Origin of the sequence: Achromobacter sp. JUb104, from assembly GCF_024806975.1 — a bacterium.
GTDB classification, from domain to species: Bacteria; Pseudomonadota; Gammaproteobacteria; order Burkholderiales; family Burkholderiaceae_B; genus Achromobacter; species Achromobacter spanius.
Genome location: NZ_JANUEY010000001.1, coordinates 1,488,941 through 1,515,303, shown reverse-complemented (window position 1 = coordinate 1,515,303; position 26,363 = coordinate 1,488,941). Strand labels below are relative to the sequence as shown.

20 protein-coding genes are annotated in these 26,363 nt (G+C 65.6%); 10 read left to right on the top strand and 10 right to left on the bottom strand.

The genetic code is table 11. The features are described 5' to 3' along the window. Window positions 1-182: 182 nt before the first annotated feature. From M2361_RS06900 to garD, 5 genes are all read right to left on the bottom strand, one after another. On the bottom strand, window positions 183-1,091 hold the full coding sequence (locus tag M2361_RS06900) for a helix-turn-helix domain-containing protein (RefSeq protein WP_259247354.1): 909 nt from the start codon (window positions 1,089-1,091) through the stop codon (window positions 183-185). A 216-nt stretch (window positions 1,092-1,307) separates the two neighbouring features. Further along, the gene (locus M2361_RS06895) at window positions 1,308-1,724 is read right to left on the bottom strand and encodes a hypothetical protein (protein ID WP_259247352.1); all 417 of its coding nucleotides are present in this window, start codon (window positions 1,722-1,724) and stop codon (window positions 1,308-1,310) included. Window positions 1,725-1,803: 79 nt separating this feature from the next. Beyond that, window positions 1,804-2,808: a tripartite tricarboxylate transporter substrate binding protein gene (locus M2361_RS06890; RefSeq protein WP_259247350.1), complete on the bottom strand. Its 1,005-nt coding sequence runs from the start codon at window positions 2,806-2,808 to the stop codon at window positions 1,804-1,806. A 77-nt stretch (window positions 2,809-2,885) separates the two neighbouring features. Beyond that, window positions 2,886-3,935 (bottom strand): SMP-30/gluconolactonase/LRE family protein, encoded by a 1,050-nt coding sequence (locus M2361_RS06885; RefSeq protein WP_259247349.1) that lies wholly within the window; start codon window positions 3,933-3,935, stop codon window positions 2,886-2,888. A 117-nt stretch (window positions 3,936-4,052) separates the two neighbouring features. Then, the gene (gene garD / locus M2361_RS06880; protein WP_259247348.1) at window positions 4,053-5,627 is read right to left on the bottom strand and encodes a galactarate dehydratase; all 1,575 of its coding nucleotides are present in this window, start codon (window positions 5,625-5,627) and stop codon (window positions 4,053-4,055) included. Window positions 5,628-5,887: 260 nt separating this feature from the next. On the opposite strand from garD, the gene M2361_RS06875 reads away from it, so the two are divergent. The 4 genes from M2361_RS06875 to M2361_RS06860 all read left to right on the top strand — a co-directional run bounded on the left by M2361_RS06875 (window position 5,888) and on the right by M2361_RS06860 (window position 11,754). After that, window positions 5,888-7,471, top strand: coding sequence for an aldehyde dehydrogenase (NADP(+)) (locus tag M2361_RS06875; RefSeq protein WP_259247342.1), 1,584 nt, complete (start codon window positions 5,888-5,890; stop codon window positions 7,469-7,471). A gap of 166 nt (window positions 7,472-7,637) precedes the next feature. Then, entirely contained in the window at window positions 7,638-8,216 is a 579-nt protein-coding gene (locus M2361_RS06870; RefSeq protein WP_259249254.1) for a sigma-70 family RNA polymerase sigma factor, read from the top strand. Continuing rightward, entirely contained in the window at window positions 8,213-9,205 is a 993-nt protein-coding gene (locus tag M2361_RS06865) for a FecR family protein (RefSeq protein ID WP_259247333.1), read from the top strand. Before M2361_RS06870 ends, M2361_RS06865 begins: the two co-directional genes overlap by 4 nt. A 146-nt stretch (window positions 9,206-9,351) precedes the next feature. Next, window positions 9,352-11,754, top strand: a complete 2,403-nt coding sequence (locus M2361_RS06860; protein ID WP_259247331.1) for a TonB-dependent receptor — start codon at window positions 9,352-9,354, stop codon at window positions 11,752-11,754. Window positions 11,755-11,760: 6 nt separating this feature from the next. On the opposite strand, the gene M2361_RS06855 is transcribed toward M2361_RS06860, so the two are convergent. From M2361_RS06855 to M2361_RS06835, 5 genes are all read right to left on the bottom strand, one after another. Next, window positions 11,761-12,888: a hybrid sensor histidine kinase/response regulator gene (locus tag M2361_RS06855; protein WP_259247329.1), complete on the bottom strand. Its 1,128-nt coding sequence runs from the start codon at window positions 12,886-12,888 to the stop codon at window positions 11,761-11,763. Window positions 12,889-12,908: 20 nt separating this feature from the next. Further along, complete coding sequence (locus M2361_RS06850; RefSeq protein WP_259247327.1) at window positions 12,909-13,538, bottom strand: chemotaxis protein CheB; 630 nt, start codon at window positions 13,536-13,538, stop codon at window positions 12,909-12,911. Next, the gene (locus tag M2361_RS06845; protein ID WP_100855635.1) at window positions 13,535-14,374 is read right to left on the bottom strand and encodes a protein-glutamate O-methyltransferase CheR; all 840 of its coding nucleotides are present in this window, start codon (window positions 14,372-14,374) and stop codon (window positions 13,535-13,537) included. The genes M2361_RS06850 and M2361_RS06845 overlap by 4 nt, the downstream gene beginning before the upstream one ends. 36 nt (window positions 14,375-14,410) lie before the next feature. Then, on the bottom strand, window positions 14,411-17,866 hold the full coding sequence (locus tag M2361_RS06840; RefSeq protein WP_259249253.1) for a response regulator: 3,456 nt from the start codon (window positions 17,864-17,866) through the stop codon (window positions 14,411-14,413). 189 nt (window positions 17,867-18,055) lie between these two features. Next, window positions 18,056-19,042, bottom strand: coding sequence for a tripartite tricarboxylate transporter substrate binding protein (locus M2361_RS06835; protein ID WP_259247325.1), 987 nt, complete (start codon window positions 19,040-19,042; stop codon window positions 18,056-18,058). 288 nt (window positions 19,043-19,330) lie between these two features. Here M2361_RS06835 and kdgD point away from each other — a divergent pair, with 288 nt between their 5' ends. The 6 genes from kdgD (at window position 19,331) to M2361_RS06805 (ending at window position 26,359) form a co-directional block, all read left to right on the top strand. Further along, entirely contained in the window at window positions 19,331-20,245 is a 915-nt protein-coding gene (kdgD, locus tag M2361_RS06830; protein ID WP_100855632.1) for a 5-dehydro-4-deoxyglucarate dehydratase, read from the top strand. 312 nt (window positions 20,246-20,557) lie between these two features. Beyond that, a complete protein-coding gene (locus M2361_RS06825) occupies window positions 20,558-21,286 on the top strand; it encodes a FadR/GntR family transcriptional regulator (protein ID WP_259247323.1) in 729 nt (242 codons plus the stop codon). 442 nt (window positions 21,287-21,728) lie between these two features. Continuing rightward, a complete protein-coding gene (locus tag M2361_RS06820; RefSeq protein WP_259247321.1) occupies window positions 21,729-22,745 on the top strand; it encodes an amino acid ABC transporter substrate-binding protein in 1,017 nt (338 codons plus the stop codon). Window positions 22,746-22,851: 106 nt separating this feature from the next. Then, complete coding sequence (locus tag M2361_RS06815; RefSeq protein WP_100855629.1) at window positions 22,852-24,060, top strand: aminotransferase class I/II-fold pyridoxal phosphate-dependent enzyme; 1,209 nt, start codon at window positions 22,852-22,854, stop codon at window positions 24,058-24,060. A gap of 3 nt (window positions 24,061-24,063) precedes the next feature. Continuing rightward, on the top strand, window positions 24,064-25,254 hold the full coding sequence (locus M2361_RS06810; protein WP_259247316.1) for an amino acid ABC transporter permease: 1,191 nt from the start codon (window positions 24,064-24,066) through the stop codon (window positions 25,252-25,254). 1 nt (window position 25,255) lies between these two features. Beyond that, a complete protein-coding gene (locus M2361_RS06805; RefSeq protein ID WP_259247315.1) occupies window positions 25,256-26,359 on the top strand; it encodes an amino acid ABC transporter permease in 1,104 nt (367 codons plus the stop codon). Window positions 26,360-26,363 lie beyond the last annotated feature (4 nt).

The following is a 26,363-nucleotide window of genomic DNA, read 5'->3' as shown; positions in this document are numbered from 1 at the left end:
GATTCACTTCCGGGGCAACCGAAGAAAGCGGCAAGGTACAGCGCTAGGCTAGCTTCGGGCTGCCGGACGGTCTTGCGTACTTGGGTGCTGCTTTGTCTGAAAGAGCAGTGATCGTACACCGCGGCTTAAACCCGGGCTTAAACCCTGGTTTAGCCCCCCCGGCTGACACCGCCCCATGCACGCTACGCGTTGACCTTGCGCCAGGCCCCGGGCGATGCGCCCACCACGCTGGTGAACACCCGCGTCAGATGCGCCTGGTCGGCAAAGCCGCACAACAGCGCGATGTCGGTAATGGACCGGCCCGGCATGCGCAGCAAGTCTTGCGCTTTTTGCACGCGCTGCTCCAGCAGCCAACGGTGCGGCGTGGTGCCCACCGTCTGCCGGAACGCCTTGATGAAATAGCTGCGCGACAGGTTGCAGGCCTCGGCGATGTCTGCAATGGACGTGTCCGCGCGCTGGGACGACAGCAGCATGTCCTTGGCCCGGGCTTCCAGCTTGCGCGACAGCACGCGGCTCCCGCCCGAGTCCGTCCAGCCGCTGGTGGCGCCCGCGCCATAGTGCGACAGCAGGTGCGCGCCAAGCGCCAGGCTCAGGTGTTCCACGAACAGGCCGCCCTGCTGCTCCGGCTGCGCCAACACGCTGGCCAGCACGTGAGACATATGTGCCAGCACCGGGTCGCCCTGCCCCGCGCGCGGCAGCAGACTGCTGACGCGCGGGCCGCCGTTCTCGTCGTTGATGCGTTCGATGAAAGCGCGCGACAGCTCGATCAACACGAAGTCGAAACCGCCGTGCAGGTCGGCGCGGTAGTCTTCGTTGAAATCGCGGATATAGACCGACCCGATGTCGAAATCATGGGTCGATGCATGGTTGCCTTGCAGGATGCGGCGTCGGTGTCCGCCCTGCATGGCCACGCCCACCAGATAACCCCGGTCGGACGCCGGCGTGGCGACGTGGCCGAAATGTTTGTTGTCGGTGCTTTTGCGGTAGAACGTCAGCCCGCCGCCTTCGAAATGCTGGTTCGTGATGAGCTTGCTGGCGGCGCATCCAAGCGCGTCGGTCGCCGCGGCAGGCTTGGGCGGTGGGGCGGACAATACCGCTGTCTCGGACTCCTGGGCGGGCACTGTCGCTAGGCGTGGGCGGGCAGGCATGTTGATGGATTCCCCAAAATCACGATAGAAGCGGTACGGCCGGAAGATAGCAAACGATGTTGCCTTGCAACAAGCGTCGTCACGGTTTTTTTCAATGCCGTGACCTGCATTGCAGCCGCCCAGCATGTCACGCACATTTCACTGGCGCAATTCCCGCACCTAACGCGGTAACGCCGGCCCCGGCGTCAGCGGTCCCAAGGGCTGCCCACGCTGTGGCATCGGCGGCAGCTTCGGTTGCGCCGGGCCGCTCCACGGCGGCGGGGCGCGGTTTACATTCGCGTCCGATGCCGGCTCCGGGTAGCGCGCGCCGCCGCAGGACGTGCCCAGGCAAGGCTGCCCACTCCGGCCGGGGTCCACCTTCCTGGAACATGATGTCCCCAGGCAGGTATCCGGCAAGGTGCGCGCGGACGCGGGCGGCTCTGGCACGCCGCCGGGCACGCTATCCCGCGCCAGCGTGGGCCCGGCGAACAGCGCGGCGGAAACAGCCAGCCCGATGGGGGTGACCAGCCCAATGCATCGGGCCAGCCCAAAGGACGCAGCCACCCTCAGGGGGCCAGCCAGGATCAGGGCTTTCATCGCGGCTCCAAGGCAAGACGAACCAGGCACGAGTGTGCGCCCATCGTCCATGCCTCGCAACACGCGCGCCCTGGCCCCGTCAGTCCAGCTTGATGTTGGTGCTTTCCACCACCTTGGCCCAGCGCGCGCGTTCGCTGGCGAAGAACTGCGCCAGTTCGGCCGGGTTGCGCGTCACGATTTCGGCGCCCTGCTCGTTCAATTGCGCCGTCACGTCCGGCTGGGTGACGATCTGCGCCATCAGCATCGCCAGGCGTTGGGCCACCGGGTCGGTCATGGTCGCCGGCGCCATCACGCCCTGCCACGTGCCCGACTCAAAGCCCTTCACGCCTTGTTCCGAAATGGTCGGAATATCCGGCACCAGCTTCATGCGCTCGCCCTTCGAAATCGCCACCGCGCGCAGCTTGCCGGACTTGATGTGCGGCAAGGTCGCCAGCAGCCCGTTCATGATGATCTGGGTCTGCCCGCCGATCGTGTCCGTCACCGCTTGCGAGCCGCCCTTGTACGGCACGTATTCCCATTGCGCGCCCGTGGCCTGCTGCACCGCCACCGCCGCCAGGTGCGGCGCGCTGCCGATTGCCGTCACGGCAAAATTCAGCCGTTCCTTTTTCGACAGCGCCACCAGATCCTGCAAGGTCTTGGCCGGCACGTCCGGGTGCACCGCCAGCACGTGCGGCGAATAGGCCAGCATGCCGACGGCGCGCAAGTCCTTGGACGGATCGAACGACAGCTTGGTGTAAACGGACGGACTGATCGCCAGGGCGCCCACGTCGCACAGCAGCACGGTATGGCCCTCGGCCGCCTGCTGCACGACCAGCCCCGCGCCCAGGTTGCCGTTGGCGCCGGGCTTGTTCTCGACCACCACGGTCTGCTTGAGCACGTCGGACAGGCGCGGGGCCAGGATGCGCGCGATGATGTCCGACGAGCCCCCGGGCGGATACGGCACAACGATGCGCACGGGCCGCGTCGGCCAGTTCACCGCGCCGCCGCTTGCGGCCGCCCCTGCTTGCTGCGCCCAGGCGGGCACCAAGGGCGACAGGCATAGCGCCGCGGCGCCGCCCAGGAAATGTCTCTTGCTTACGTTCATGCTGTCTCCACACGGGTTGATGTTGTTTTGAGATAAAACCGGCGCGGCGCCCTGCCACGCCTTGCCGCTTGCAAACGTCACACGGCGCCGCGCGTTTCCACGTACAGCGCGTATAGCGAATGGCTGCTGGCCATGAACAGGCGGTTGCGCTTGGCCCCGCCAAAGCACAGGTTGGCGCAGCGTTCGGGCAGACGGATATGGCCGATGGGCTTGCCCGCCGGGTTGAACACCATCACACCGTCCAGCTCTTCGGGCTTGGCGCCGGCCGAGCCGTTGCTGCCCCAGCCGCACCACAGGTTGCCGTCTTCATCGCACTTGATGCCGTCGATGGCGCCGGGGCCTTGCGCGTCGATATGCAGGCGCTTGCCCGATAGCGCGCCGTCCGCGCCCACGTCATAGGCCCACACCACGCGGTTGGGCTGATGGCGCGACTCGACCACATAAAGAATCTTTTCGTCCGGCGAAAAGCACAGGCCGTTGGCCCCGGCCAAGTCACCCAGCGCCTGCGTCACGCGGCCGTCCGACGGGTCGATGCGGTAGACGCCGTGCGGCAGTTCCGGCTTGGCCTTGTCGCCTTCCCAATGCCCGCCGATGCCGAATGGCGGATCGGTGAACCAGATGGCGCCGTTGCGCTGGCAGATGATGTCGTTGGGCGAATTGAAGCGCTTGCCGTCGTAGCGGTCGGCCAGCACCGTGATGGAGCCGTCATATTCGGTGCGCGTGACGCGCCGCGTCAGATGCTCGCAGGTCAGCAGCCGGCCCTGCCGGTCGCGGGCCAGGCCGTTGCTGAAGTTGGCGGGCTTGCGAAACTCGCTGATTTCACCGGTGGTTTCGTCCCAGCGCAGGATGCGGTCGTTGGGAATGTCGGACACCAGCAGATAGCGGCCGTCACCCACCCATACCGGCCCTTCCAGCCAACGGAAACCCGTGGCCAGTTGTTCGACGGTGCTGCTGTAGATGCGGTACTTGGAAAACTCCGGATCCAGGATGCGCACGGACGAATCCGGGTAGCGCTGCTGCGGCGTAAAGCTGAACGACTGCGCCTGTGCAAGCGTGGCCGGTCCTAGCGCCAATGCGGCGCCCAGCAGTCGGCGGCGGCCGGGCTGGGCCAAGGGGGCAAGCTCCATCGGTGTCTCCTCTTGTCGGTGTAATGCGATGGCAATGCGGTCAAGCGGATGTGCGGCTAGCGGCGGCCCTTGGTAGGCGACGCCCTCCGGCCCTTCGTGGGCGGCGTCCTCGGGCGCTCAGGTCACGGGCCCGGGGTTGAACAGCGCCAGGGCGTTGTGCAGCTTGAGCTTTTCCGCACAGGTCTGCTGGCGGCCGCTGGCCACGTCCAGCATCAGGCGAAACAGCTCCCAACCCACGTCTTCAATAGATGCCTGGCCGGTGGCGATGCGGCCTGCGTTCACGTCCATCAGGTCATGCCAGCGGCGCGCCAGGCTGTCGCGCGTGGCCACCTTGATGACCGGCACCTGCGCCAGACCGTAGGGCGTGCCCCGGCCGGTGGTGAAGATATGCAGGTTCATGCCGGCCGCCAGTTGCAACGTGCCGCAGATGAAATCACTGGCGGGCGTGGCGGCAAAGATCAAGCCCTTTTGCGTGAGGCGGTTACCGGGCGACAGCACGCCATGAATGGGCGACGAGCCCGACTTCACGATCGACCCCATCGCCTTTTCCACAATGTTCGACAAGCCGCCCTTCTTGTTGCCCGGGCTGGTGTTGGCGCTGCGGTCGGCCATGCCGCGTTGCAGGTAATCGTCGTACCAGGCCATCTCGCGGATCAACGCGTCGGCCACTTCCGGCGTGGCGGCGCGCGCCGTCAACTGATCGATGCCGTCGCGCACTTCGGTATTCTCGGAGAACATCACGGTGCCGCCGGCACGCACCAGCAGGTCGGTGGCGAAGCCCACGGCGGGGTTGGCCGTCACGCCGGAAAAGGCGTCGCTGCCGCCGCATTGCACCCCTACCGTCAGGTCGGACACCGGGCAGGTTTCGCGGCGGCGCGCATTCAGCTTTTGCAGATGGCGTTCGGCCGTGCGCATGATCAGGTCGATCATCGACTGAAAGCCCACGTTTTCTTCGTCTTGCAGCACGATGGTGTCCACCCCTTCGCCGTCTGCGCCCATGCCCTCGCCCGCGCGGATTGGTATGGCGCCCGGCGCCAGCAGCCGTTCCGGTTGCAGCTTTTCGCAACCCAGGCTGACCACCATGGACGTGCCGCCAAAGTTCGGGTTGCGGGCGATGTTGTGCAAGGTGCGGATGGGAATCGCCGCGCCGGGGGCATCAATGGCCACGCCGCAGCCGTAGGTGTGTTCGATGCCGACCACGTCGTCCACGTTGGGATAGCGCGGCAACAGTTCCTGGCGGATGCGCGCCACGGCGTGTTCGACCACGCCCTGCACGCATTGCACCGTGGTGCTGATGGCCAGGATATTGCGCGTGCCCACAGTGCCGTCGGCGTTGCGGTAACCCTCGAACGTGTAGCCTTCCAGCGGCGGCAGCGGCGTGATGCGCGTGCCCACGGGCAGGTCTTCCAAGGTGCGTGCGGTGGGCATGGTGGTGACGCGCTCGTTGATCCAGCTTCCGCGCGGCAGCGTTTTGGCGGCAAAGCCGACCACCACGTTGTAGCGCACCACCGGGTCGCCTTCGGCCAGGTCTTGCAAGGCCACCTTGTGCCCTTGCGGCACGGCGTCCACCAATTGCAGGCCATCGGGCAACACCGTGCCGGCGGGCAGCCCCCCTTCATTGGCCACGATCGCCACATTGTCTTGCGGGTGAATCTTGATAAGCACCGGCGTTTGGTCTGCCGCAACCTGCATGAAAAATCCTTTTGCCTTGGGGAGATACGCAGCGATGCACGCGAATCCGCGCATCCGATACGTTATCGTACAACCATGAGAATATCCGCGAAATAGGGGATGAATAAATTTGGGGTTTCCCCTTGTCTACAAGTACATCCATAGAGCAATCACCTTGAAATCGAGGTGTTTCGTGTTGTACGATGACTTACATTCAACGCGGCATCTACCGTGCACCTACGCCCCAGACAAGGGGCTGTCTTTTTTTCGGAGAATTCATCATGACCCTGACCGGCCAAATGCTGATCGGCAAAAGCGCCGTCCTGGGCTCGGGCGCGGCGCAACACGCCATCAACCCCGCCACCGGCGAACGCCTGGAGCCCGCCTTCCCCGCAGGCTCGGCCGACGACGTCGCGCGCGCCGCCGAGCTGGCCCGCGCCGCCTTTGACCCCTATCGCGCCGCGCCGCTGGAAACCCGCGCGCAGTTCCTGGAAAGCATCGCCGAGGGCATCCTGGCGCTGGGTGACGCGCTGATTGAACGCACGCACCTGGAAACCGGCCTGCCCGTCGCGCGCCTGCAAGGCGAACGTGGCCGCACCGTGGGCCAGTTGCGCCTGTTCGCCCGCGTGGTGCGCGACGGCTACTTCCTGGACGCCACCATCGACCCAGCGCAACCGGAACGCCAACCGCTGCCGCGCGCCGACCTGCGCCTGGCCAACGTGCCGTTGGGCCCCGTCGCGGTGTTCGGCGCCAGCAACTTCCCGCTGGCCTTCTCGGTGGCGGGCGGCGACACCGCGTCGGCGCTGGCCGCCGGTTGCCCCGTCATCGTCAAGGCGCACAACGCGCACCCGGGCGCCTCTGAAATGGTGGGCCGGGTGATCCAGGCCGCCGTCGCCAAGCACGGTTTGCCCGAAGGCACGTTCTCGTTGCTGTTTGGCGCGGGCAGCGAAATCGGCACCGCCCTGGTGTCGGATCCGGCCATTGCCGCCGTCGGCTTCACGGGCTCGCGCCGGGGTGGCCTGGCGCTGGTTGCCGCCGCCAATGCCCGCCCGGTGCCGATTCCCGTCTACGCCGAAATGTCCAGCATCAACCCGGTGTTCCTGATGCCGGCCGCCCTGGACGCGCGCGCTGAAGCCATCGCCCGTGGGTTTGTGGATTCGCTGGCCATGGGCGTGGGCCAGTTCTGCACCAACCCCGGCCTGGTCATCGGCGTGGAAGGCCCGGCGCTGGACCGCTTCCGTCAAGCCGCCGCCGAAGCCGTCAAGGCCAAGGGCGCGGCCACCATGCTGACCCCCGGCATCTTTGCCGCCTACCAGGACGGCGCCGACGCGCTAGCCAAGCACGCCAGCGTGGCCACGCTGGGCCGGGGCGAAGCATCCAAGCCGGAAGCCAACGCCGCGGGCGCGGTCGTGTTCGGCACGCAGGCCGACCGCTTCCTGGCGTCGCATGAACTGGAAGCCGAAGTGTTCGGCCCCGCCTCGCTGGTGGTGGCCTGCCGCGACGTGGCCCAGATGACGGCCGTGGCCGAGCACCTGGAAGGCCAGTTGACGGCCACCCTGTTCGTGGACGAGGCCGACGTGGCGCAAGCCCAAGCGCTGCTGCCCGTGCTGGAGCGCAAGGCCGGCCGCATCCTGGCCAACGGCTACCCGACCGGTGTGGAAGTCAGCCATGCCATGGTGCACGGCGGCCCCTTCCCGGCCACGTCGAACCCGGCGTCCACGTCGGTGGGCGCCACCGCGATTCGCCGCTTCCTGCGCCCGGTCTGCTATCAGGACCTGCCCGACGCGCTGCTGCCCGACGGCGTCAAGCGCGCCAACCCGCTGTCGCTCATGCGCATGGTCGATGGGGTGATGACGCCGGCCTGACGCCACCGCGCCACACTGGTCTTATCCCGGGTTGCCAAGCCCGCGCGCGCCAAGCCATAATCTGCGCTCGTTAAATAATTGATAAGTGTTCGCATTAGCATTAATGCCAGTGCATGGATGCGGACACTTATCGCGAGCGGGCGGGATCTTGAGCGCTGCACCCCCTTTGTCCCAGGACTTTGAACACCTGTACGGCAACCATCACCATTGGTTGCTGACCTGGGTGAACTGGCGCCTGGGCAACGCGGCCGACGCGGCCGACCTGGCGCACGATGCTTTCGTGCGGCTGCTCACCCGCCCCTGCCACTTCGACACTCCGCAGCAGGCGCGCAGCTATTTGCGCAAGATGGCCAACGGCATGTGCGTGGACCTATGGCGCCGCCGCAGCCTGGAGCAAGCCTGGCTGGACACGCTGGCCAAGCAGCCCGAACCCACCGTGTCGTCCGCCGAGGACCAGGCCATCGTGCTTGAAGCGCTGGGCGAAATCGACACCATGCTGCGTGAACTGCCGCCCAAGGTCGCGCACGCTTTCGTCATGGCGGTCGCCTGCGAAATGACCGATCAGGAAGTGGCCGACACGCTGAACGTATCCGCCCGCATGGTGCGCAAGTACGTGGCGCGCGCCATGCTGTGCTGCATGAAGCTGGAAGCCAGGCTGGCCGCTGGCTTAAGCGACGACACGACCGACGGCCTGCGCGACCGCCTGGCCGACGACACGACCACCCCCTCCCCCGCCACGCGATGAGCACCCTGGCCGCGTCCGAACCCGCGCACGACGTCATGGAAGAAGCCGCCGAGTGGTACGCCTTGCTGCGTAGCGGCCAGGCATCTTCGGCCGAGCGCCAGCAATGGCGGCAATGGCTGGACCGGGGCGCCGAGCAGCGGCAGGCCTGGAGCTACGTGGAACGCATCGACCGCCGCTTCACCCCCTTGCAGACCAGCCCCGACCGCAATGCCGCCGTGTCGGCGTTTCACCAATCGATCAGCGCCGCGCCGCGCCGTCGGCGCCAGGTCTTGCTGGGGCTGGGCGCGGCCTTCGGCCTGTCGTGCTTGGGCTGGACCGCATGGCGCCAGACGCCGCTGTCCACGCTGGCCACGCTCTGGGGCACGGACTACCGCGCCGGCGTGGGCGAAACGCGGCAAGTCACGCTGGCCGACGGCACCCGCGTCTGGATCAACGCGCTCAGCGCTTTCAATGTGGCCTACAGCGGCACCCAGCGCCGGCTGCAACTGGTGGCGGGCGAAATCCTGGTGGATACCGGCCAGGATCCGCTGCGCCCCTTTTTTGTGGACACCGGACAAGGCGAGCTGCAAGCCCTGGGCACGCGTTTTTCGGTCAGCGAGGCCGACGCGGACACGCTGGTCGCCGTCTATGACGGCGCGGTCCGCGTGACCGCCTTGCGCTCGGGCGCCAGCGAAGTCGTCTCGGCGGGCCGGCAGGCGCGCTTCACCCGCGACACCTTGCAGCCCCTGATGCCGGCCGACCCCGCGCGGGAAAGCTGGCGCCAAGGCTTGCTGCTGGCCGATGGCACGCCCCTGTCGGAAGTCGTCTCCGCGCTACGCCGCTACCATGCCGGGCACCTGGGCCTGGCGCCGCAACTGCGGGATTTGCCGGTGTTTGGCAGCTATCCGCTGAACGACGTGGACCGCGCGCTGAACATGCTGGCCTCGGTGCTGCCCATCCGCCTGCAGCGCACCCTGCCCTGGTGGATCAGTCTTGAACCGCGTGCGTAGACAAGAAATTCAAAAAAATCCAAAAAAAACCCGCGCGGCGGTTCCGGGTTTTGAATCCAGGTTCGATTTAGGAAAGTGAGAGCTCCTGCAACGCAGGACATTGCCAACTTCCTTTTCCTTTTTCGCAAGCGCGCACAGGTTCCGTCATGTCCCCTCGTTTTTCCCCCGCCCCCACGCTGGCGCTGGCCCTCGCCCTGTCGGCGATCTGGGCGCCGGCCCTGCATGCCCAGCCTGCGGCCGCGGGCGCCGGCCAGGCCAGCGAACTGCTGACGTTCGACATTCCCGCTGCCCCCGTGGGCCAGGTGCTGACCCGCCTGGCCAATGAAACCGGCATCTTGCTGGCCGCCCCGCCGCAACTGCTGGCGGGTCGCCAAAGCAGCGGCGTGCGCGGACGCTATTCCCGCGCCGACGCCCTGAGCCAGGCCCTGGCCGGCACCGGCCTGCGCGCCACGCGCGAGGCGCCCAACCAGTTCCGCCTGTCCGCCATCCCCGACGCGGGCACCGCCACGCTGGCACCCGTCACCGTGACAGCCAGCGCGTTGGGTAGCGGCCTGCCCCCCGCCTACGCGGGCGGCCAGGTGGCCACCGGCGGCCGGGTCGGGCTGCTGGGCAATATGAGCGACATGGACACGCCCTTCAGCGCCACGCAATACACCGCCAAGCTGATCGAAGACCAGCAGGCGCAGAACATCGGCGACGTACTGGTCAACGACCCGTCGGTGCGCAACACCTATTCACGCGGCGCGGGGCGCGACGAATTCAACATCCGCGGCTTCTCGCTGTTCAACTACGACGTGTCGTTCAACGGCCTGTACGGCGTGTCGCCGCGCAACGCCAGTTCGCTGATCGGTGTCGAGCGCGTGGAAGTGCTGCGCGGCCCCAACGCGCTGCTCAATGGCATGGCGCCTTACGGCTCGGTGGGCGGGGCCATCAACCTGGTGCCCAAGCGCGCCGGGGCCGAACCGCTTAACCGCTACACCCTGAGCTACATCGGCGACTCGCAATTCGGCGCCCACGCCGACCTGGCGCGCCGCTACGGCGACAGCCAGGAATGGGGCGTGCGCCTGAACGTGGCCGGCAGCGGCGGCGACCTGCCCCAGGACGGCGCCAAGGAAACCCTGGGCGCGGTAGCGCTCGGCCTGGACTACCAAGGCGAACGCTTCCGGGTGGAGGGCGACATCAATTATCAAAATCGCAACACCGACGCACGCAGCGGCTTGTTGTTCGCGCCGGCCCCGGGTGTGGACATCGGTTCCGCGCCGGACGCACGCCGCAATTTCTTCCCGTCGTGGACCTACTGGAAAACCAAGGAATGGTCGGGCGCGCTGCGCGCCGAATACGACCTGACGCCGGATTGGACGGTGTATGGCGCAATCGGCGCGCGCAAGCACGACTTTGAAAGCCTGCAAACCAGTTGGCTGATGCTGGACACCAATGGCGACATCGGCGCCGTGCCAGCCCGCCTGAACGAATCGCTGCTGAGCAAGACGGGCGAAGTCGGCCTGCGTGGCCGCTTCAACACGGGCCCGGTCAAGCACGAGCCCTCGATCAGCGCCAGCGCGCTGGACATCGACTATTCGTCGGCGCGCATCCGTTCCAGCACCATCTTTTCAAACCTGTACGACCCGGCCGACCTGCCCAAGCCAAACATCGCGCGGCCGGGCGACCTGCCCCGCACCAGCGAGTCGCGCCTGTACAGCGTGGCGCTGGCGGACAAGCTGTCGTTTGCCGATGACCGCGTCCAGATCATTGCGGGCTTCCGCCATCAGCGCATCGAATCGACCAACTTCGATGCCGCCACGGGCCGTACTTCGTCCGAATACAAGAAGTCCGCCGTCACGCCCGCGTTCGCCTTGACGGTGCGCCCCACGCAGCGCCTGTCGCTGTACGGCAACTACATCGAAGGGCTGAGCCAGGGGGCCACTGCGCCCGAGGGCGCCGTCAACGCGGGCGAGATGTTCGCCCCGGAAATCGCCAAGCAGATCGAAGTGGGCGGCAAGTACGATTTTGGCGACTTCTCCACCACGCTCAGCGCGTTCCAGATCGAAAAGCCCAGCAGCTATCTGGATCCGGCCTCGCTGCGCTACGTGTCCAACGGCCAGCAGCGCAATCGCGGCCTGGAATGGTTGGTGCAAGGCGACGCCGCGCCCGGTGTGCGCCTGCTGGGCGGCGTGGCCTACACCGACGCGCGCCTGACACGCACGGAAGGCGGCGCCAACGACGGCAACCACGCGCCCGCCGTGCCGCGCTTTCAATTCAACGCGGCGGCGGAATGGGACACGCCCTTCCTGCAAGGCCTGACCCTGACCGCGCGCATGCTGCGCACCACCCAGCAGTATGTGGACGTGGGCAACACGCAGACGATCCCGGGGTGGACGCGCTTCGACCTGGGCGCGCGCTATGCGTTCAACGCCAACGGCACGCCGATGGTAGTGCGCGCCACGGTGGAAAACGTGTTCAACAAGAACTACTGGCAGTCCGCCGCGCGCGAAGGTTTGACCGTCGGCGCGCCCCGGACGGTGCTGCTGTCGGTGTCGGCGGAGTTCTGATAACCCCTACGCCGCAACCCCGCGCGGCAGCTCGACGCGAAAGCGCGTGATGCCGTCGCGGGATTCCACGTTGATGCACCCGCCGTGGCTCAGCACGATCTGCTGCGCAATGAAAAGCCCCAGGCCCAGCCCGTTGTGGCTGTCGGCCCGGCGCTCGCCGCTGCGAAACGGGTTGAACAGGTGCGGCAGCAAGGCCGGGGCGATCGTGCCGCCATTGCTGACGGTCACGGTCACCCGGTCCGCCGCCGCGCCATCGGCCTCCACGTGTACGGGCACATCACGCTCTCCGTGATGCAAAGCATTGCCGATCAGGTTGGCAAACACCTGGCACAGGCGTTCGCCGTCCCACACGCCCGCCATGTCGCCCACGCAATCGCATTCGATCTGGCGGTCGGGAAAGCCCGTCTGCGCTTCATCCACCGTGCGGCGCACCAGCGTATCCATGCTTTGCTGGGCCGACGCAAGCGTCAGGCCGCCCGTCTGGCGGATGCGCGTCACGTCCAGCAGGTCTTCGATCAACCGCGCCATGCGCTCGCTGCTTTGCAGCATGCGCTGGGCCAGGCCCGCCACGCGCGTCGGGTCGTTTTGCCGCTGCAACAGGGACGCGCCCATGACGATGGACTGCAAGGGCGTGCGCAGGTCGTGGCTTAGCACCGCCATGAACATCTCGTTGATGCGCAGGGCTTCGGTGCGTTCTTCCAATTGCTGCGCCAGCGCGCGCTTGCGCTCGTGCAGTTCGAAGAACACGTTGGCCTTCATGCGCAGCATGTGCGGGTCGATGGGCTTGTATAGAAAGTCCACGGCGCCGCTCTCATAGCCACGGAATTGCCAGTTCTGCTCTCGCGAGCCGGCCGTGATGAAGATCAGCGGAATATGGCGGGTACGCTCGCTGCCCCGGATCAGTTCGGCCAGTTCGAAGCCGTTCATGTCGGGCATTTGCACATCCAGCAGGGCCAGGGCGACGTCGCCATTTTCCAGTAACAGCTCAAGCGCTTCCGGGCCGGACTGCGCCTTCAGCACCTGGACCCGGCTGCTATCCAGCAGCGCTTCCAGCGCCACCAGGTTTTCGGGCACGTCGTCGACCAGCAGGCATTTGATTCGTTCTTCTTGTGGTTTGGCGGATGTCAGGAACATGGTGTCAAGGCAGTGTTGGGTTACAGCACGGGCTGCGTTGGCAGTTGGGACAGCATGGCGGCGATCTCATCGGGCGTCAGGGCATCGTCCACGGCAAGGCGCGCCAATGCCGCATTCGGCATGGTGGGCATGGCGGCCGACGACGGCGCCTGCACCACGGTGCGGCCCCCGGCGGCATGAATCGCCACCAGGCCTTGCGCGCCATCCTCGTTCGCGCCGGATAGCAAGATGCCCATCAACCGGTCGCCATAGCTGTCGGCGGCGGATTCAAACAAAACGTCAATCGATGGCCGCGAAAAATACACGGGCGCGCCCACCGACAAGGCCAATCTCGGCCCCTGGTCCACCAGCAAGTGGTAGTCCGGCGGCGCGAAGTACAGATGACCGGGCTGTATCCAGAGCTGATCTTCCGCCTCCAGCACCGGCAAGGCGCAGCGTTCACGAAAAATATCCACCAGCAGGCTGCGGCGGTCGCGCGGCAGATGCAGCACCACGATCACCGCCGCGCAGAGCCGCGCGGGCAAGGCGGGCACCAGCGCGTTCAAGGCGTCGATGGCGCCCGACGACCCGCCGATGACGATGGCGTCCCACGGGCCTGAAGGCGGCGTGGTGCGTGGCGCGGCGGGCGATGCGGGGGCCTTCGCGCTCATAGCCCCGCCTTCTTGCGGTAAATGCGCTCTTCCAGCACAAAGTCGTCGAAGTTGTCGGCCTGCGCCGAAAACCGCAGCGACTCGCGCGAGCCCAGGCCCAGAAAGCCCCGATGCACCAGCGCGTCGTGAAACAGCCCCAGCGCACGGCTTTGCAGGTCGCGCTCAAAATAGATCAGCACGTTGCGGCACGAAATCAGGTGCACTTCGGCAAACACGCTGTCGGTGGCCAGGCTGTGATCCGAAAACACCATGTGTTCGCGCAAGCGCTTGTCGAACACCACCCGCCCGTACCGCGCCGTGTAGTGGTCCGACAAGGACGTGCGGCCGCCGGACCGCGCGTGGTTACTGCTGAAGGCCGCCACCCGGTCCATGTCGAACACGCCCTGCTCGGCGGCTCGCAATGCGTGCGGGTTGATGTCGGTGGCGTAGATCAGCGCGCGGTCCAGCAAGCCTTCTTCGGCCAGCAGGATGGCAAGCGAATAGACCTCTTCGCCCGCGCTGCACCCCGCCACCCACACCTTGATGGACGGATAGGTGCGCAAGATGGGAATAACTTCCGTGCGCAAGGCCAGGAAATACGCCGGGTCGCGAAACATGTCGCTGACCTGCACGGTCAGGAATTGCAGCAGCGCGGTGAATACCGACGGCTCGTGCAGCACGCGGTCTTGCAGTTGCGACAGGGTCTTGCAGCCGAACTGCGTCAGCGCGCTTTGCAGGCGCCGCTTGAGCGAGGCCTGCGCGTACTGCCGAAAGTCGTAGTGGTAATGGTGATAGATCGCATCAAGCAGCAGGCGCTGCTCGATATCATCAACACGGGCTTTGGCGGAGGCGGGCATGGGGGTGTTCAGCGGAAATCGGCGCGGACGGCAGCGTTAGCTGCGCATCCAGACGCGCACCAGGGACAGCAGCCGTTCAACGTCCAGCGGCTTGGCGATGTAGTCATTGGCCCCGGCGGCCAGGCATTTTTCCTGGTCGTCCTTCATGGCCTTGGCGGTCAGCGCAATGATGGGCAGGCGGCGCCACTCCGGCCGGTTGCGGATGTGGCGCATCGCCGTGTAGCCGTCCATCTCGGGCATCATGATGTCCATCAGCACCAGGTCGATCGCGGGCACGCCGTCGGCCCCGGCGCGCTCCAGCGCATCCAGCGCCTCGCGGCCATTGCGCGCAATTTCCACCCGCAGGCCGGTGGGCTCCAGGATGCTGGACAGCGCGAACACGTTGCGCACGTCGTCCTCCACCACCAGCACCGTGCGGCCTTCCAGCGCCGAATCGCGGCTGCGCGCCAGTTCCAGCATCTGACGATGCTCGGGCGGCAGTTCGGCTTCCACCTGATGCAGGAACAAGGTCACCTCGTCCAGCAAGCGCTCGGGCGAACGCGCGTCCTTGATGATGATGGACTTCGAGAAGCGGCGCAGGTGCTGCTCTTCGTCGCGCGACAAGGCCCGGCCCGTGTAGACGATAACCGGCGGGAACGACACGCTGTCCTGCTCGGCCATCTGCTCAAGTAACTCGTAGCCACTCATGTCAGGCAGGTTTAAGTCCATCACTACGCAATCAAAGGTGTTCTCGCGCAGCAATTCCAGTGCGGCCTCCGCCGTGGCGGCGGGCACGATTTCCACGTCATTGCGCGCCAGCAGTTGGCGCACGCTTTCGCGTTGGCGGTCGTCGTCTTCCACCACCAGCACGCGACGCACATGCTGCGTGAACTTGGCTTCCAGGCGCCGCAAGGCTTCCACCAGTTCTTCGCGCTTGACCGGCTTGAGCGCGTAGCCCACCGCGCCTCGGCCCATGGCTTCCTGCGCATAGTCGGCCACCGACACCACGTGCACGGGAATATGCCGGGTCTGCGGGTTGCGCTTCAGTTGGTCCAGCACGCCCAGGCCGGAAAAGTCGGGCAGGTTCACATCCAGCACGATGGCATTGGGCCGCTTGCGCACCGCCAGGTCCAGACCGTCTGTCGCGGTGTGCGCCAGCAGGCAGCCAAAGCCCATTTCGCGCGCCAGGTCGGAAAGAATGCCGGCAAAGCGCTCGTCGTCTTCAATGACCAGAATGCTGCGATCCGGCTCCGGGCCGTCGCTGGCGGGCGCTTCGGCAGCGGGCGCTTCGGTAGCGGGCCCCCTGGCGGCCACGGCCCGCGCTGGGGCCCCGGGCGCGCGTTGCGCGGGCGCCTCCCAAAAGGCCGGCTGCCGAAACGACGCCGGCGCGCCGCGCGCACCGGCGGCGGGCTGCTGGCTTTCCAGGCGCACCGGCACTTCCAAGGTAAAGACGCTGCCCTGCCCCGGCGTGCTGGTCACCGTCAGCTTGCCGCCCAGCAGTTCGGCCAGATCCCGCGAAATCGACAGCCCCAGCCCCGTGCCGCCGTACTTGCGATGCGTGCTGCCGTCGGCCTGCCGGAAGGCCTCGAAAATCAAATCCTGCTGCTCGGCCGGAACGCCGATGCCGGTGTCGTGCACCGCGAACGCCAGCCGCTCGTGTCCCGGACCGGACACCCGCGACACCCGCATCGTGACCGTGCCGCGCTCGGTGAACTTCAGCGCGTTGGACAACAGGTTCTTCAGCACCTGGCCCAGGCGCTTGGGGTCGGTATGCATGGTGGCGGGCACCGCTTGCTCGATGTCCAGTTCCAGCGCCAGCCCTTTTTCAAGCGCCATCGGCCGCAACGGTTCCAGCAGGCGCTGCAAGGTCGGCGCAATAGGCACCTGTTCGACGTCCATGGTGGCCTGCCCGGCTTCGATCTTGGCCAGATCCAGGATGTCGTTGATCAGCGTCAGCAGGTCGCTGCCGGCCGCGTAAATGGTCTGCGCGTACTTGACCTGCTCGGTGCTGAGGTTGCCCGGCTTGTTGTCCGACAGCAGCTTGGCCAGGATCAGCGTGGAATTCAGGGGCGTGCGCAGTTCGTGGCTCATGTTGGCCAGGAACTCGCTCTTGAATTGGCTGGCCTGCGTCAGTTGGCGCGCCTTGTCGGTCAACGCGTCCTGCACCCGCAGCAACTGTTCGGCCTGCGCTTCCAGGTTGGTATTGGTCTGCTCAAGCTCGGTCTGTTGCAGCTCCATGCGCGCCTGCGATTCCTGCAGGATGCGGCTTTGCTGCTCAAGCTCTTCATTGCTGACGCGCAGTTCTTCCTGCTGCGTCTGTAGTTCTTCGGCCTGGCGCTGGGTTTCTTCCAGCAGCGCCTCCAGGCGCGTACGGTCCTGGCCCGCGCGGATCGCCGACGCCAGCATTTCCGACGCCCCTTCCAGCAGGCTGCGCTCCATGTCGCCCACCGGGTGGTTGAAGCCCAGTTCAATCACGGCATAGACGCGGTTGTTGTGAATGGCGGGCGCCAACATCAGTTCAGCCGGATTGGAACGCCCCACGGCGGACGCCACTTCCAGGTGCCCGGCCGGGACGTTGCGCACATGCAGCAGGCGGCGCGACGTGACTGCCTGGCCCGTCAGCCCTTCAGCGGGCAGGAACTTGCGCGCCAGCCGTTCCGGCGGCAAGGCAAAGCCGCCGAACAACTCCAATTCCCCCGTGCCGCGCTCCACCACATAACCCGCGCCCACGTCGGCGTTCAGGTATTCGGCCAGGTAATCCAGCGTGTGCTTGCCGATGTCGTCCAGGCGCTGGTCGCCCTGCAAACGCGTGCTGAGGCCCGACAAACCGGTCGAGACCCAGGACTGGCGCGCCTTGGCTTGATATTCGCGCACGGTCATGCCGGCCGAAATGCCGATCAGCGCCAGCAACAGCAGCGAACCGCCCCACGAGTAATAGGCCGACGTGATCGTGGCGTCGGACCAGGCGTTCTTGCCGGCCGCCAGTTCTTCCATCTGCCGCGTATACAGATCACCCACCAATTCGCGCAGGCGGTCCATCGCCTCTTTGCCGGTGTCGGTGCGGACCACGGCCAGCGCGCCTTCCGCGTCGCCCGCCTTGCGCATGTCGATGGTGCTCTGTAGCTCAACCAGCTTCTGCCGGGTGATGCCTTCGATGTCGTTGACGATGCGGCGTTGCGCCGAGTCGTGGTCAGTGGCGGTTCGGATCACCGCCAGCCGCTGCTGAATCAAGGGCAGCGAACGCAGGTACGGTTCCAGATATGAGACGTCGCCCGTCAGCAGAAAACCACGCTGGCCGATCTCGGCATCCTTGAGCGCTGAATTGAACAGGCTGAGCTGGCGCAAGGTCTCGGTGTTGCGGTCCATCGCCATGACCGCGTCGGACCGGCCGTCGGCCGAGCGCACGTTGACGAAAGCAATCACCAGCGTGGCAAGCGCCGCCGTCAAGAATCCGACCAACAGAGTCCGGGGAAAGGCAGAGCGGTTGGCGGGCTGCGACGACGATTTCGGCATGGTGGCGGGTGGGGGCTGGGGGTGGGAATTCACGGCGGGAATTCCGGGTGGGAATTCGCTAAAGGTGAAATCCTACCGGAATTTTTCCCGCCGCCCCGCCTCGCCGCCCGACCGACCCAAGACGTCGCCCGCCGCTTGGTCTTCCGGTGTGGCCCCCAGGGTTTGGGTCCCCGGGTTTGGCCCATCCCTTTACTGGGGCCGCAACTTGCCGTCGGCGATGATCTTCGCCCACTTCGCCTGTTCGCCGGTTTGGAACGCGGTGAACTCGGCGGGCGTGTTCGGCGTATACGCCAGGCCCAGGCCCTTCATCTTCGTGTTCACTTCGGGTTTGGCGATGATGGCTGCGATCGCCTTGTTCAGGCGGTCCACCACCGCCGGCGGCGTATTGGCCGGCGCGTAGATGGCCTGCCAACTGCTGACGTCAAAACCGGCCACGCCCGCTTCCTGCATCGTCGGCACGTCGGGCATGACCTCGGTGCGCTTGGCCGACGTGACGGCCAGCGCGCGCACCTTCCCGCTCTTCACATAAGGCAAGGCCACCAGCGCGGTTTCAAAAGAGCTTGGGATCTGGCCGCCGATCAGGTCCTGGATGGCCGGTGCGCTGCCCCGGTACGGCACGTGCGTGAGATGCGCGCCGGTCAATTGCTTGAACACTTCGCCCGACAGATGCTGGGACGTGCCCTGGCCCGCCGACCCAAAAGCGATGGTGTCGGGGTTGGCCTTGGCCGCCGCCACCACGTCTTGCACCGTCTTGTAGGGCTGGTTCGCGCCCACCAGCAGCACGTTCGAGATGCTGCCCAGCAAGATCACCGGCGCAAAGTCGCGGGCGGCGTTGTAGTTGATGCCGGGCAACAGCGCCGGGTTGATCGCGTGCGTGGCAATGGTGCCCAGCAGCAGCGTGTAGCCGTCCGGCTTGGCGCGCGCCACCGCGTCGGCGCCCAGCACGCCGCCCGCCCCACCCTTGTTTTCCACCAGCACGGTCTGGCTCAGGCTGGCGCCCAGTTCCTGCGCGATCATCCGGCCCAGGATGTCGGACGTGCCACCCGCCGCGAACGGCACCACCAGGGTGATCGGCTTGGCGGCCGGCCAGTCGTCCGCGGCGTGGGCGGCGGCGCCCAAGGTGGTAGTCAGGGCCAGCGCGGCCAAGGTACGGCGGAACAAGGGAAATGCCTTCAAAGTTTGTCTCCTGATGGGACCTGAGGGACAGGTCATCTTTTCTTGTACGTTGTCGTACAACTTATCGGAAACGGAGAATACTGCGAGGAATATTCGCTTTTCAATCTAGGGAAATTCCGGATTTTCCATGCGTTTGATGTTGCGATTCACCACCGACAATGCGCAAGCGCACAAGACCTATTGCCTGACGCAAATTCATGTTGTACGATGACCGACATCTCTTCCCGGCAGACGGCCTGACCGTCGCCCAGCTCGCTTTTTCTTACTTACTTTTTATTGGATGACGGCATGACGACTCCCCAGGAACTCAAGGAAATCGTATCGGAAGGCTTGCTCTCCTTCCCCGTGACTGACTTTGACCAGAACGGCGACTTCAACCCCAAGACCTACGCCGCACGCCTGGAATGGCTGGCCCCGTATGGCGCCACCGCGCTGTTCGCCGCCGGCGGTACGGGCGAGTTCTTTTCCTTGGCGCCCCAGGAATATTCAGACGTCGTCCGCACCGCCGTGCAAACCTGCGCCGGCAAAGTGCCCATCCTGGCCGGCGCGGGCGGCCCCACCCGCACCGCCATCGCCTACGCACAAGAAGCCGAGCGCCAGGGCGCCAAGGGCATCCTGCTGCTGCCCCACTACTTGACCGAAGCGTCGCAGGACGGCATCGCCGCCTACGTTGAACAGGTCTGCAAGTCGGTCAAGATCGGTGTCATCGTCTACAACCGTGCGCAGTCGCGCCTGTCGGCCGACAGCCTGGCCCAATTGGCCGAACGCTGCCCCAACCTGGTCGGCTTCAAGGACGGCATTGGCGACATCGAAGCCATGGTCCGCATCCGCCGCAAAATGGGCGACCGCTTCTCGTACCTGGGTGGCCTGCCCACCGCCGAAGTCTATGCCGCCGCCTACCGCGCGCTGGGCGTGCCGGTGTATTCCTCGGCCGTCTTCAACTTCGTGCCCAAGACCGCCATGGAGTTCTACCGCGCCATCGCCGCCGGTGACTCCGACACCACCAACCGCTTGCTGGATGATTTCTTCCTGCCCTACCTGGAAATCCGCAACCGCAAGGCCGGCTACGCCGTCAGCATCGTCAAGGCTGGCGCCAAGCTCGTCGGACATGACGCCGGCCCCGTGCGCGCGCCGCTGACCGACCTGACCGGCGAAGAGCTGGAAATGCTCAACGCGCTGATCAAGAAGCTCGGGCCCCAGTAAACACCCAGGTAAAAAAGCCAGCCACTGGCTGACAAGAACGCCCTCGGATTCGAGGGCGTTTTTTTTGCTTGCCGTTTTTTGCTTACTCATTGGGCGCAAACCCGCATTGCCGTTTGCCTCGCCTGTATGTTGTCATACAGGATGCTGTTTTTGGATGCTGTCTAGACGGGCGCGCCAGCGCGGCATCACCGCCGGAACCGCGCTTTATCGCCCCGTTGAACGCCCGGCCGCAGTGTCCGAAAGCGTACACTTGCGGCTCCGGACGCGGGCTCATGGCCCGCAACAACTGCCCTACCCCCTATAAGAGAGACGATGGAAACTCCCGCCCGGCCCCGCCAGCGTTCGCGCCTGACAGACGTGGTCATCCAGGAACTGAACAAGCGCCTGGATGCCCGCACCTATCGCGCCGGCGACAAGCTGCCGTCGGAACACGCGCTGTGCGACGAATTCAACGTCAGCCGCACGGTCATCCGCGAAGCGGTCGCGTCGATGCGCCTGAGCGGCCGGCTAGTCAGCAAGCCCGGCATCGGCGTGTTCGTTACCGAAGACCGCGAAAAGCCCATCGACTTCGTGATCGAGCCGGCCACCGATCCGCGCTGGGCGCTGCACATCATGGAGCTGCGCGCGGGGCTTGAAGTCGAAGCCTGTGGGCTGGCGGCCGAGCGCCGCAGCGCGTCCGACCTAAGCGGCATCGTCGAAGCGTTCGACGCCTTCAACCGCGCCACGCGCGACATGGAAGCCGCCGTCAAGGCCGACTACGAATTCCACCTGTCCATTGCCAAAGCGTCCAACAACCCGCACTTTCCGGCGCTGCTGCGCGCCGCCGTGCGCGACGTCATGCTGGACTTGAACATCAAGCACGGCGGCAAGACGCCCGAAGAATTGGAAACCTACGAAACCCGCAACGTGCGCGAGCACGAAGCCATCCTGACCGCCATCATGCGCCGCGACCCCGGTGCCGCGCGCGCCGCCATGGCTCGCCATCTGGGCGACAGCATCGCGCGCTACCGCAAACTGCTGTCGCAAGGCCCCGCGCAATAAGCCGTTTTGCCAGGTGAAACCGTGCCGGTAATGTCACCGCCGGCACGGCAATTACGGGAATCCCCTTACTTGCTAGCTTGTATGACCACTGCCATCATACGTCCTATGACTTAGCGCTCGGGAACGACGCCGGTTTGCCGGCCCTGCCCGCCCCGCCAAGCATGACCCTCGTTATGACCCACGTTGTACAAGTACCGCCGATGAGTCCGATCCTTTCCCTACGCACGACGTTCCAGCGCTACACGACGCGTATCCATCGGCCTACCCCCTGACCGCGTAGTCCGGTCACTCCGCGCCCGTTCCGGGCCCGCTTCCCTTTCCTCTCCGCTCTCGCGCGCCACCGCCCGGCCCCGGCCGGCGATCGGCTGCGCCTGTACGGACGGTTTCCGCTTTCCCCCGCTTATCCCAAGCGTTTTCGACCCCCTCCCCAGGAGCATTCTCCATGCGTAAGTTTCTGACCACCGCCGTTGCGGCGACTTTGCTGTGCGCCGCCTCTGGCGCGCAAGCCGGCGTGACGTTCGATGCCGTCAAGAAAAAGGGTTTCTTGCAGTGCGGCTTTGCCGGCATCCCCGGCTTCTCGGTGTTGGACAGCAAGGGCGAATGGACGGGCCTGGACGTGGATATGTGCCGCGCCGTGGCCGCCGCCATGTTCGGCGACGCCTCGAAGGTCAAGGGCAATGTGTTGACCGCGCAAGCCAAGTTCACCGCCTTGCAGTCCGGCGAAATCGACATGCTGTCGCGCAACACCACGCAGACGCTGACCCGCGACACCACGTTGGGCCTGATCGGCGTGGGCGTGAACTTCTATGACGCGCAAGGCCTGATAGTCAAGAAATCCATGAACGTGAAAAGCGTCAAGGAACTGGACGGCGCGACGATCTGCGTGCAGCCCGGCACCACCACCGAACTGAACCTGGCCGACTACTTCCGCAGCCGCGGCCTGACGTTCAAGCCGGTGCTGGTCGAGAACTACGACGAAAACTTCCGCCTGCTGGAAGCGGGGCGTTGCGACGCCTACACCAACGACAAGTCCAACACCGCCGCCAACATGCGCACCCGCCTGGCCAAGCCGGAAGACTGGGAAATCCTGACGGAGAACCTGTCCAAGGAACCCTTGGGCCCGATGGTCCGCCAAGGCGACGAGCAATGGTTCAACGTGGTGCGCTGGTCGCTGAACGCCATGCTTGAGGCCGAGGAATACGGCATCACGTCCAAGAACGTGGATGACATGTTGAAGAGCACGAACCCCAACGTGCAACGCATCCTGGGCGTGACGCCGGGCATGGGCAAGAACCTGGGGCTGGACGACAAGTGGGCCTACAACATCATCAAGCAGGTGGGCAACTACGGCGAAAGCTATGACCGCGCCATGGGCAAGGACAGCCCGCTGAAGCTGGAACGCGGCCTGAACAAGCAGTGGACCCAGGGCGGCCTGATGTACGGCTGGCCGGTGCGCTAAGCGCCCGCACCCGTGCGCGGCTTCGCCTTCCACGCGAAGCCGCTTTTCTCTTTACCCGCAAGCCCGGCCACCGCACGGCCCCGTTTGCCTCTTTTACGTTGCAACCATGAACAGTATCGTCAACGCCCGCCTGAAACAGATCAAACCCTCGCCCAGCATGGCCGCCAAGATCGTCGTCGACGAATTGCGCCGCCAGGGCCGCGAGATCGCCGACTTCACGCTCGGCGAGCCCGACATGCCCACGCCCGCCCACATCGCGCGCGCCGGCCAGGACGCCATCGCCAGCGGCGACATCCGCTACACCAGCCCGAACGGCACCGTCGGCCTGCGCCGCGCCATCGCCAACAGCCTGGAACTGAGCTTGGGCGTGACCTACGGCATGGACCAGATCACCGTGGGCGCGGGCGCCAAGCAGATCATCGGCGCCGCGCTGACGGCCAGCCTGGAACCCGGCGATGAAGTCATCGTCTGCGCGCCTTACTGGGTCTCGTACCCGGACATGGTGCTGTTGAACGAAGGCAAGCCCGTGGTCGTGACCGGCCCGGAATCGCAAGGTTTCAAGCTGGACGCCGCCACGCTGGAAGCCGCCATCACCCCGCGCACGCGCTGGTTGATCCTGAATTCCCCCAGCAATCCCAGCGGCGCCGTGTACAGCGCCGCGGAACTGCACGCCCTGACCGACGTGTTGCTCCGTCATCCGCAGGTCTGGATTCTTAGCGATGAAATCTATGCGCCCTTTTGCTACAACGGCCAGGCACATGCCTCGCCCGTGCAGGTGGAGCCGCGCTTGATCGAACGCACGCTGATCGTCAACGGCATGTCCAAGTCGTACGCCATGACGGGCTGGCGCGTCGGCTATGGCGCGGGGCCGGCCGACCTGATCAAGGCGATGAGCACCGTCATGTCGCAAAGCACGTCCTGCCCCAGCGCGATCTCGCAAGTGGCCGCGCAAGCCGCCCTGGAAGGCGACCAATCCAGCGTCACCCAGATGGTCGACATCTTCCAAGCCCGCCGCGACCTGATCGTGCGCCGCCTGAACGCCATTCCCGGCATTTCATGCGCGATGCCCGACGGCGCCTTCTATGTGTATGCCAATGTGCAGGGCCTGATCGGCCGCACCGGCCCGGCCGGGGAACTGAAAACCGACCTGGACGTCAGCCTGTTCTTCCTGCGCGAAGCCGGCGTGGCGGTGATTGACGGCGGTTCGTACGGCTTGTCGCCCTACGTGCGTTTCTCGTTCGCGACGTCCACCGAGGTCATCGAACAAGGCATGGACCGCCTGGAAGCGGCCGTCAAAGTCTTGATGGCGGGCTAAGTCGTGGCCAAGAACACCGCGCAATCCCCGGTACCGCGGCCTGCGCACCGGGTGTCCTGGAACGACCCGGCCACGCGCGCGCTGGTCTACCAGGTGCTGGCCCTGACGCTGGTCGGGGCGGGTGTCTGGTTCCTGGTGCACAACACGCTGCACAACCTGTCGATGCGCAACATCGCCACGGGCTTCGGCTTTCTGAACCGCGAGGCGGGCTTTGCCATTGGCGAATCCGTGATCGCCTACGGCCCCGCCGACACCTATGGCCGCGCCATTTTCGTGGGCGTGCTGAACACGCTGCGCGTGGGCCTGCTGGCCTTGGTCGCGGCGACCATCCTGGGCGTCTTCATCGGCGTGGGCCGCTTGTCGAAGAACTGGCTCGTGAAGAAAATCACCTCGGTCTACGTCGAGGTGATGCGCAACGTGCCGCTCTTGTTGCAACTGTTCTTCTGGTATGCGCTGATCACCGAAAACATGCCCGGCCCGCGCCAGGCGCACAACCCCATGCCGGGCGTGTTCATTTCCAACCGAGGCCTGAAAGTGCCCGGGCTGGAAGGCGCGTCGCTGGACTGGGTGCTGGGCGGACTGGCGCTGGCCATCGTCGCCATCCTGTTCCTTGGCCACTGGGGCACGAAGCGCCAGGAAGCCACGGGCCGCGTGTTTCCGCTGGGCCGCGCGGCTATCGGCCTGTTGATCGGCTTGCCGTTCGTGGGCTGGCTGGCCGGCGGCGCATCGCTGACGCTGGACATGCCGGCCTTGAAAGGCTTCAACTTTGTCGGCGGGCTGACGCTGTCGCCGGAGTTTGTCGCACTGTTCCTGGGCCTGACCGTCTACACCTCGGCGTTCATCGCCGAAGTGGTGCGCTCGGGCATCCAGGCGGTCAACAACGGCCAGTGGGAAGCCGCCGGTTCGCTGGGCCTGCCGCGCGCGAAAGTGCTGCGCCTGGTTGTGCTGCCGCAAGCCTTGCGCGTCATCATCCCGCCCATGACCAGCCAGTACCTGAACCTGCTGAAGAACAGTTCGCTGGCGGTCGCCATCGGCTATCCGGACATCGTCTCGGTGGTGAACACCACGCTGAATCAGACGGGCCAGGCCATCGAGGGCATCCTCATCATCATGGGCGCATACCTGACGGTCAGCCTGTCGATTTCAATATTCATGAATTGGTACAACAAGCGCATCGCGCTGGTGGAGCGTTGAGATGAGCAGCACTACGCACTCCTTCACCGAAGCCCTGCCCCCGCCCAGCACCCAGGTGGGCGCGTGGGCATGGGTACGGTCCCGCCTGTTCTCGTCGCCGCTGAATATTCTGATCACGGTGCTGCTGGCGTGGTTTCTGTTGATGTCGTTGCCGGCGCTGGTGGAATGGGCTTTCCTGAAGGCCAACTTCACCGCGACCAATGCCATGGAATGCCGTGCTTCAATCGGCGGCGCGTGCTGGGCGTTCATCGTTGAAAAGCACCGGCTGATCCTGTTCGGCACCTATCCTTTCGATGAACAATGGCGGCCACTGATCGCGACGCTGCTCCTGGTCGGCGTCATCGCGTGCAGCGGCATGCGACGCTTCTGGAACGGCAAGCTGGCCGTCATCTGGGTCGTGGGCCTGACGGCGGTTGCGCTGCTGATGTGGGGCGGCGTGTTCGGGCTGACGTACGTCGAGAACTCGCGCTGGGGCGGCCTGCCGCTGACTCTGATATTGGCCACGTTCGGCATTGCCTTCGCCTTCCCCATCGGCGTGATGCTGGCGCTGGGCCGGCGTTCGAAAATGCCCGCCATCAAGGCACTGTGCGTCGTGTACATCGAGCTGATCCGTGGCGTGCCGCTGATCAGCCTGTTGTTCATGTCGTCGGTGATGCTGCCCTTGTTCCTGCCCGAAGGATTCACCATCGACAAGCTGCTGCGTGCGCAGATCGCCATCATCATGTTCGCGGCGGCCTATATCGCGGAAACGGTGCGCGGCGGCTTGCAGGCGATTCCGAAAGGCCAGTATGAAGGCGCGGATTCGCTGGGCCTGAATTACTGGCAACAGATGCGCAAGATCATCCTGCCGCAAGCGCTGAAGATCGTGATACCGCCCTTGGTCGGCATTTTCATCAGCCTGTTCAAGGATACGTCGCTGGTCGTCATCATCGGCATTTTCGATTTGACACTGGCCGCCAAGGCAGCCTTGTCCGACGCGGCATGGCGGGGCTTCGGGGTGGAGGCCTATCTCTTCATCTCGCTGATCTACTTCGTCTTTTGCTATTCGATGTCCAAATACAGCCAGGCGCTAGAAAAGCGCCTGGCCACCGGGCACGCGCGCTGATTGC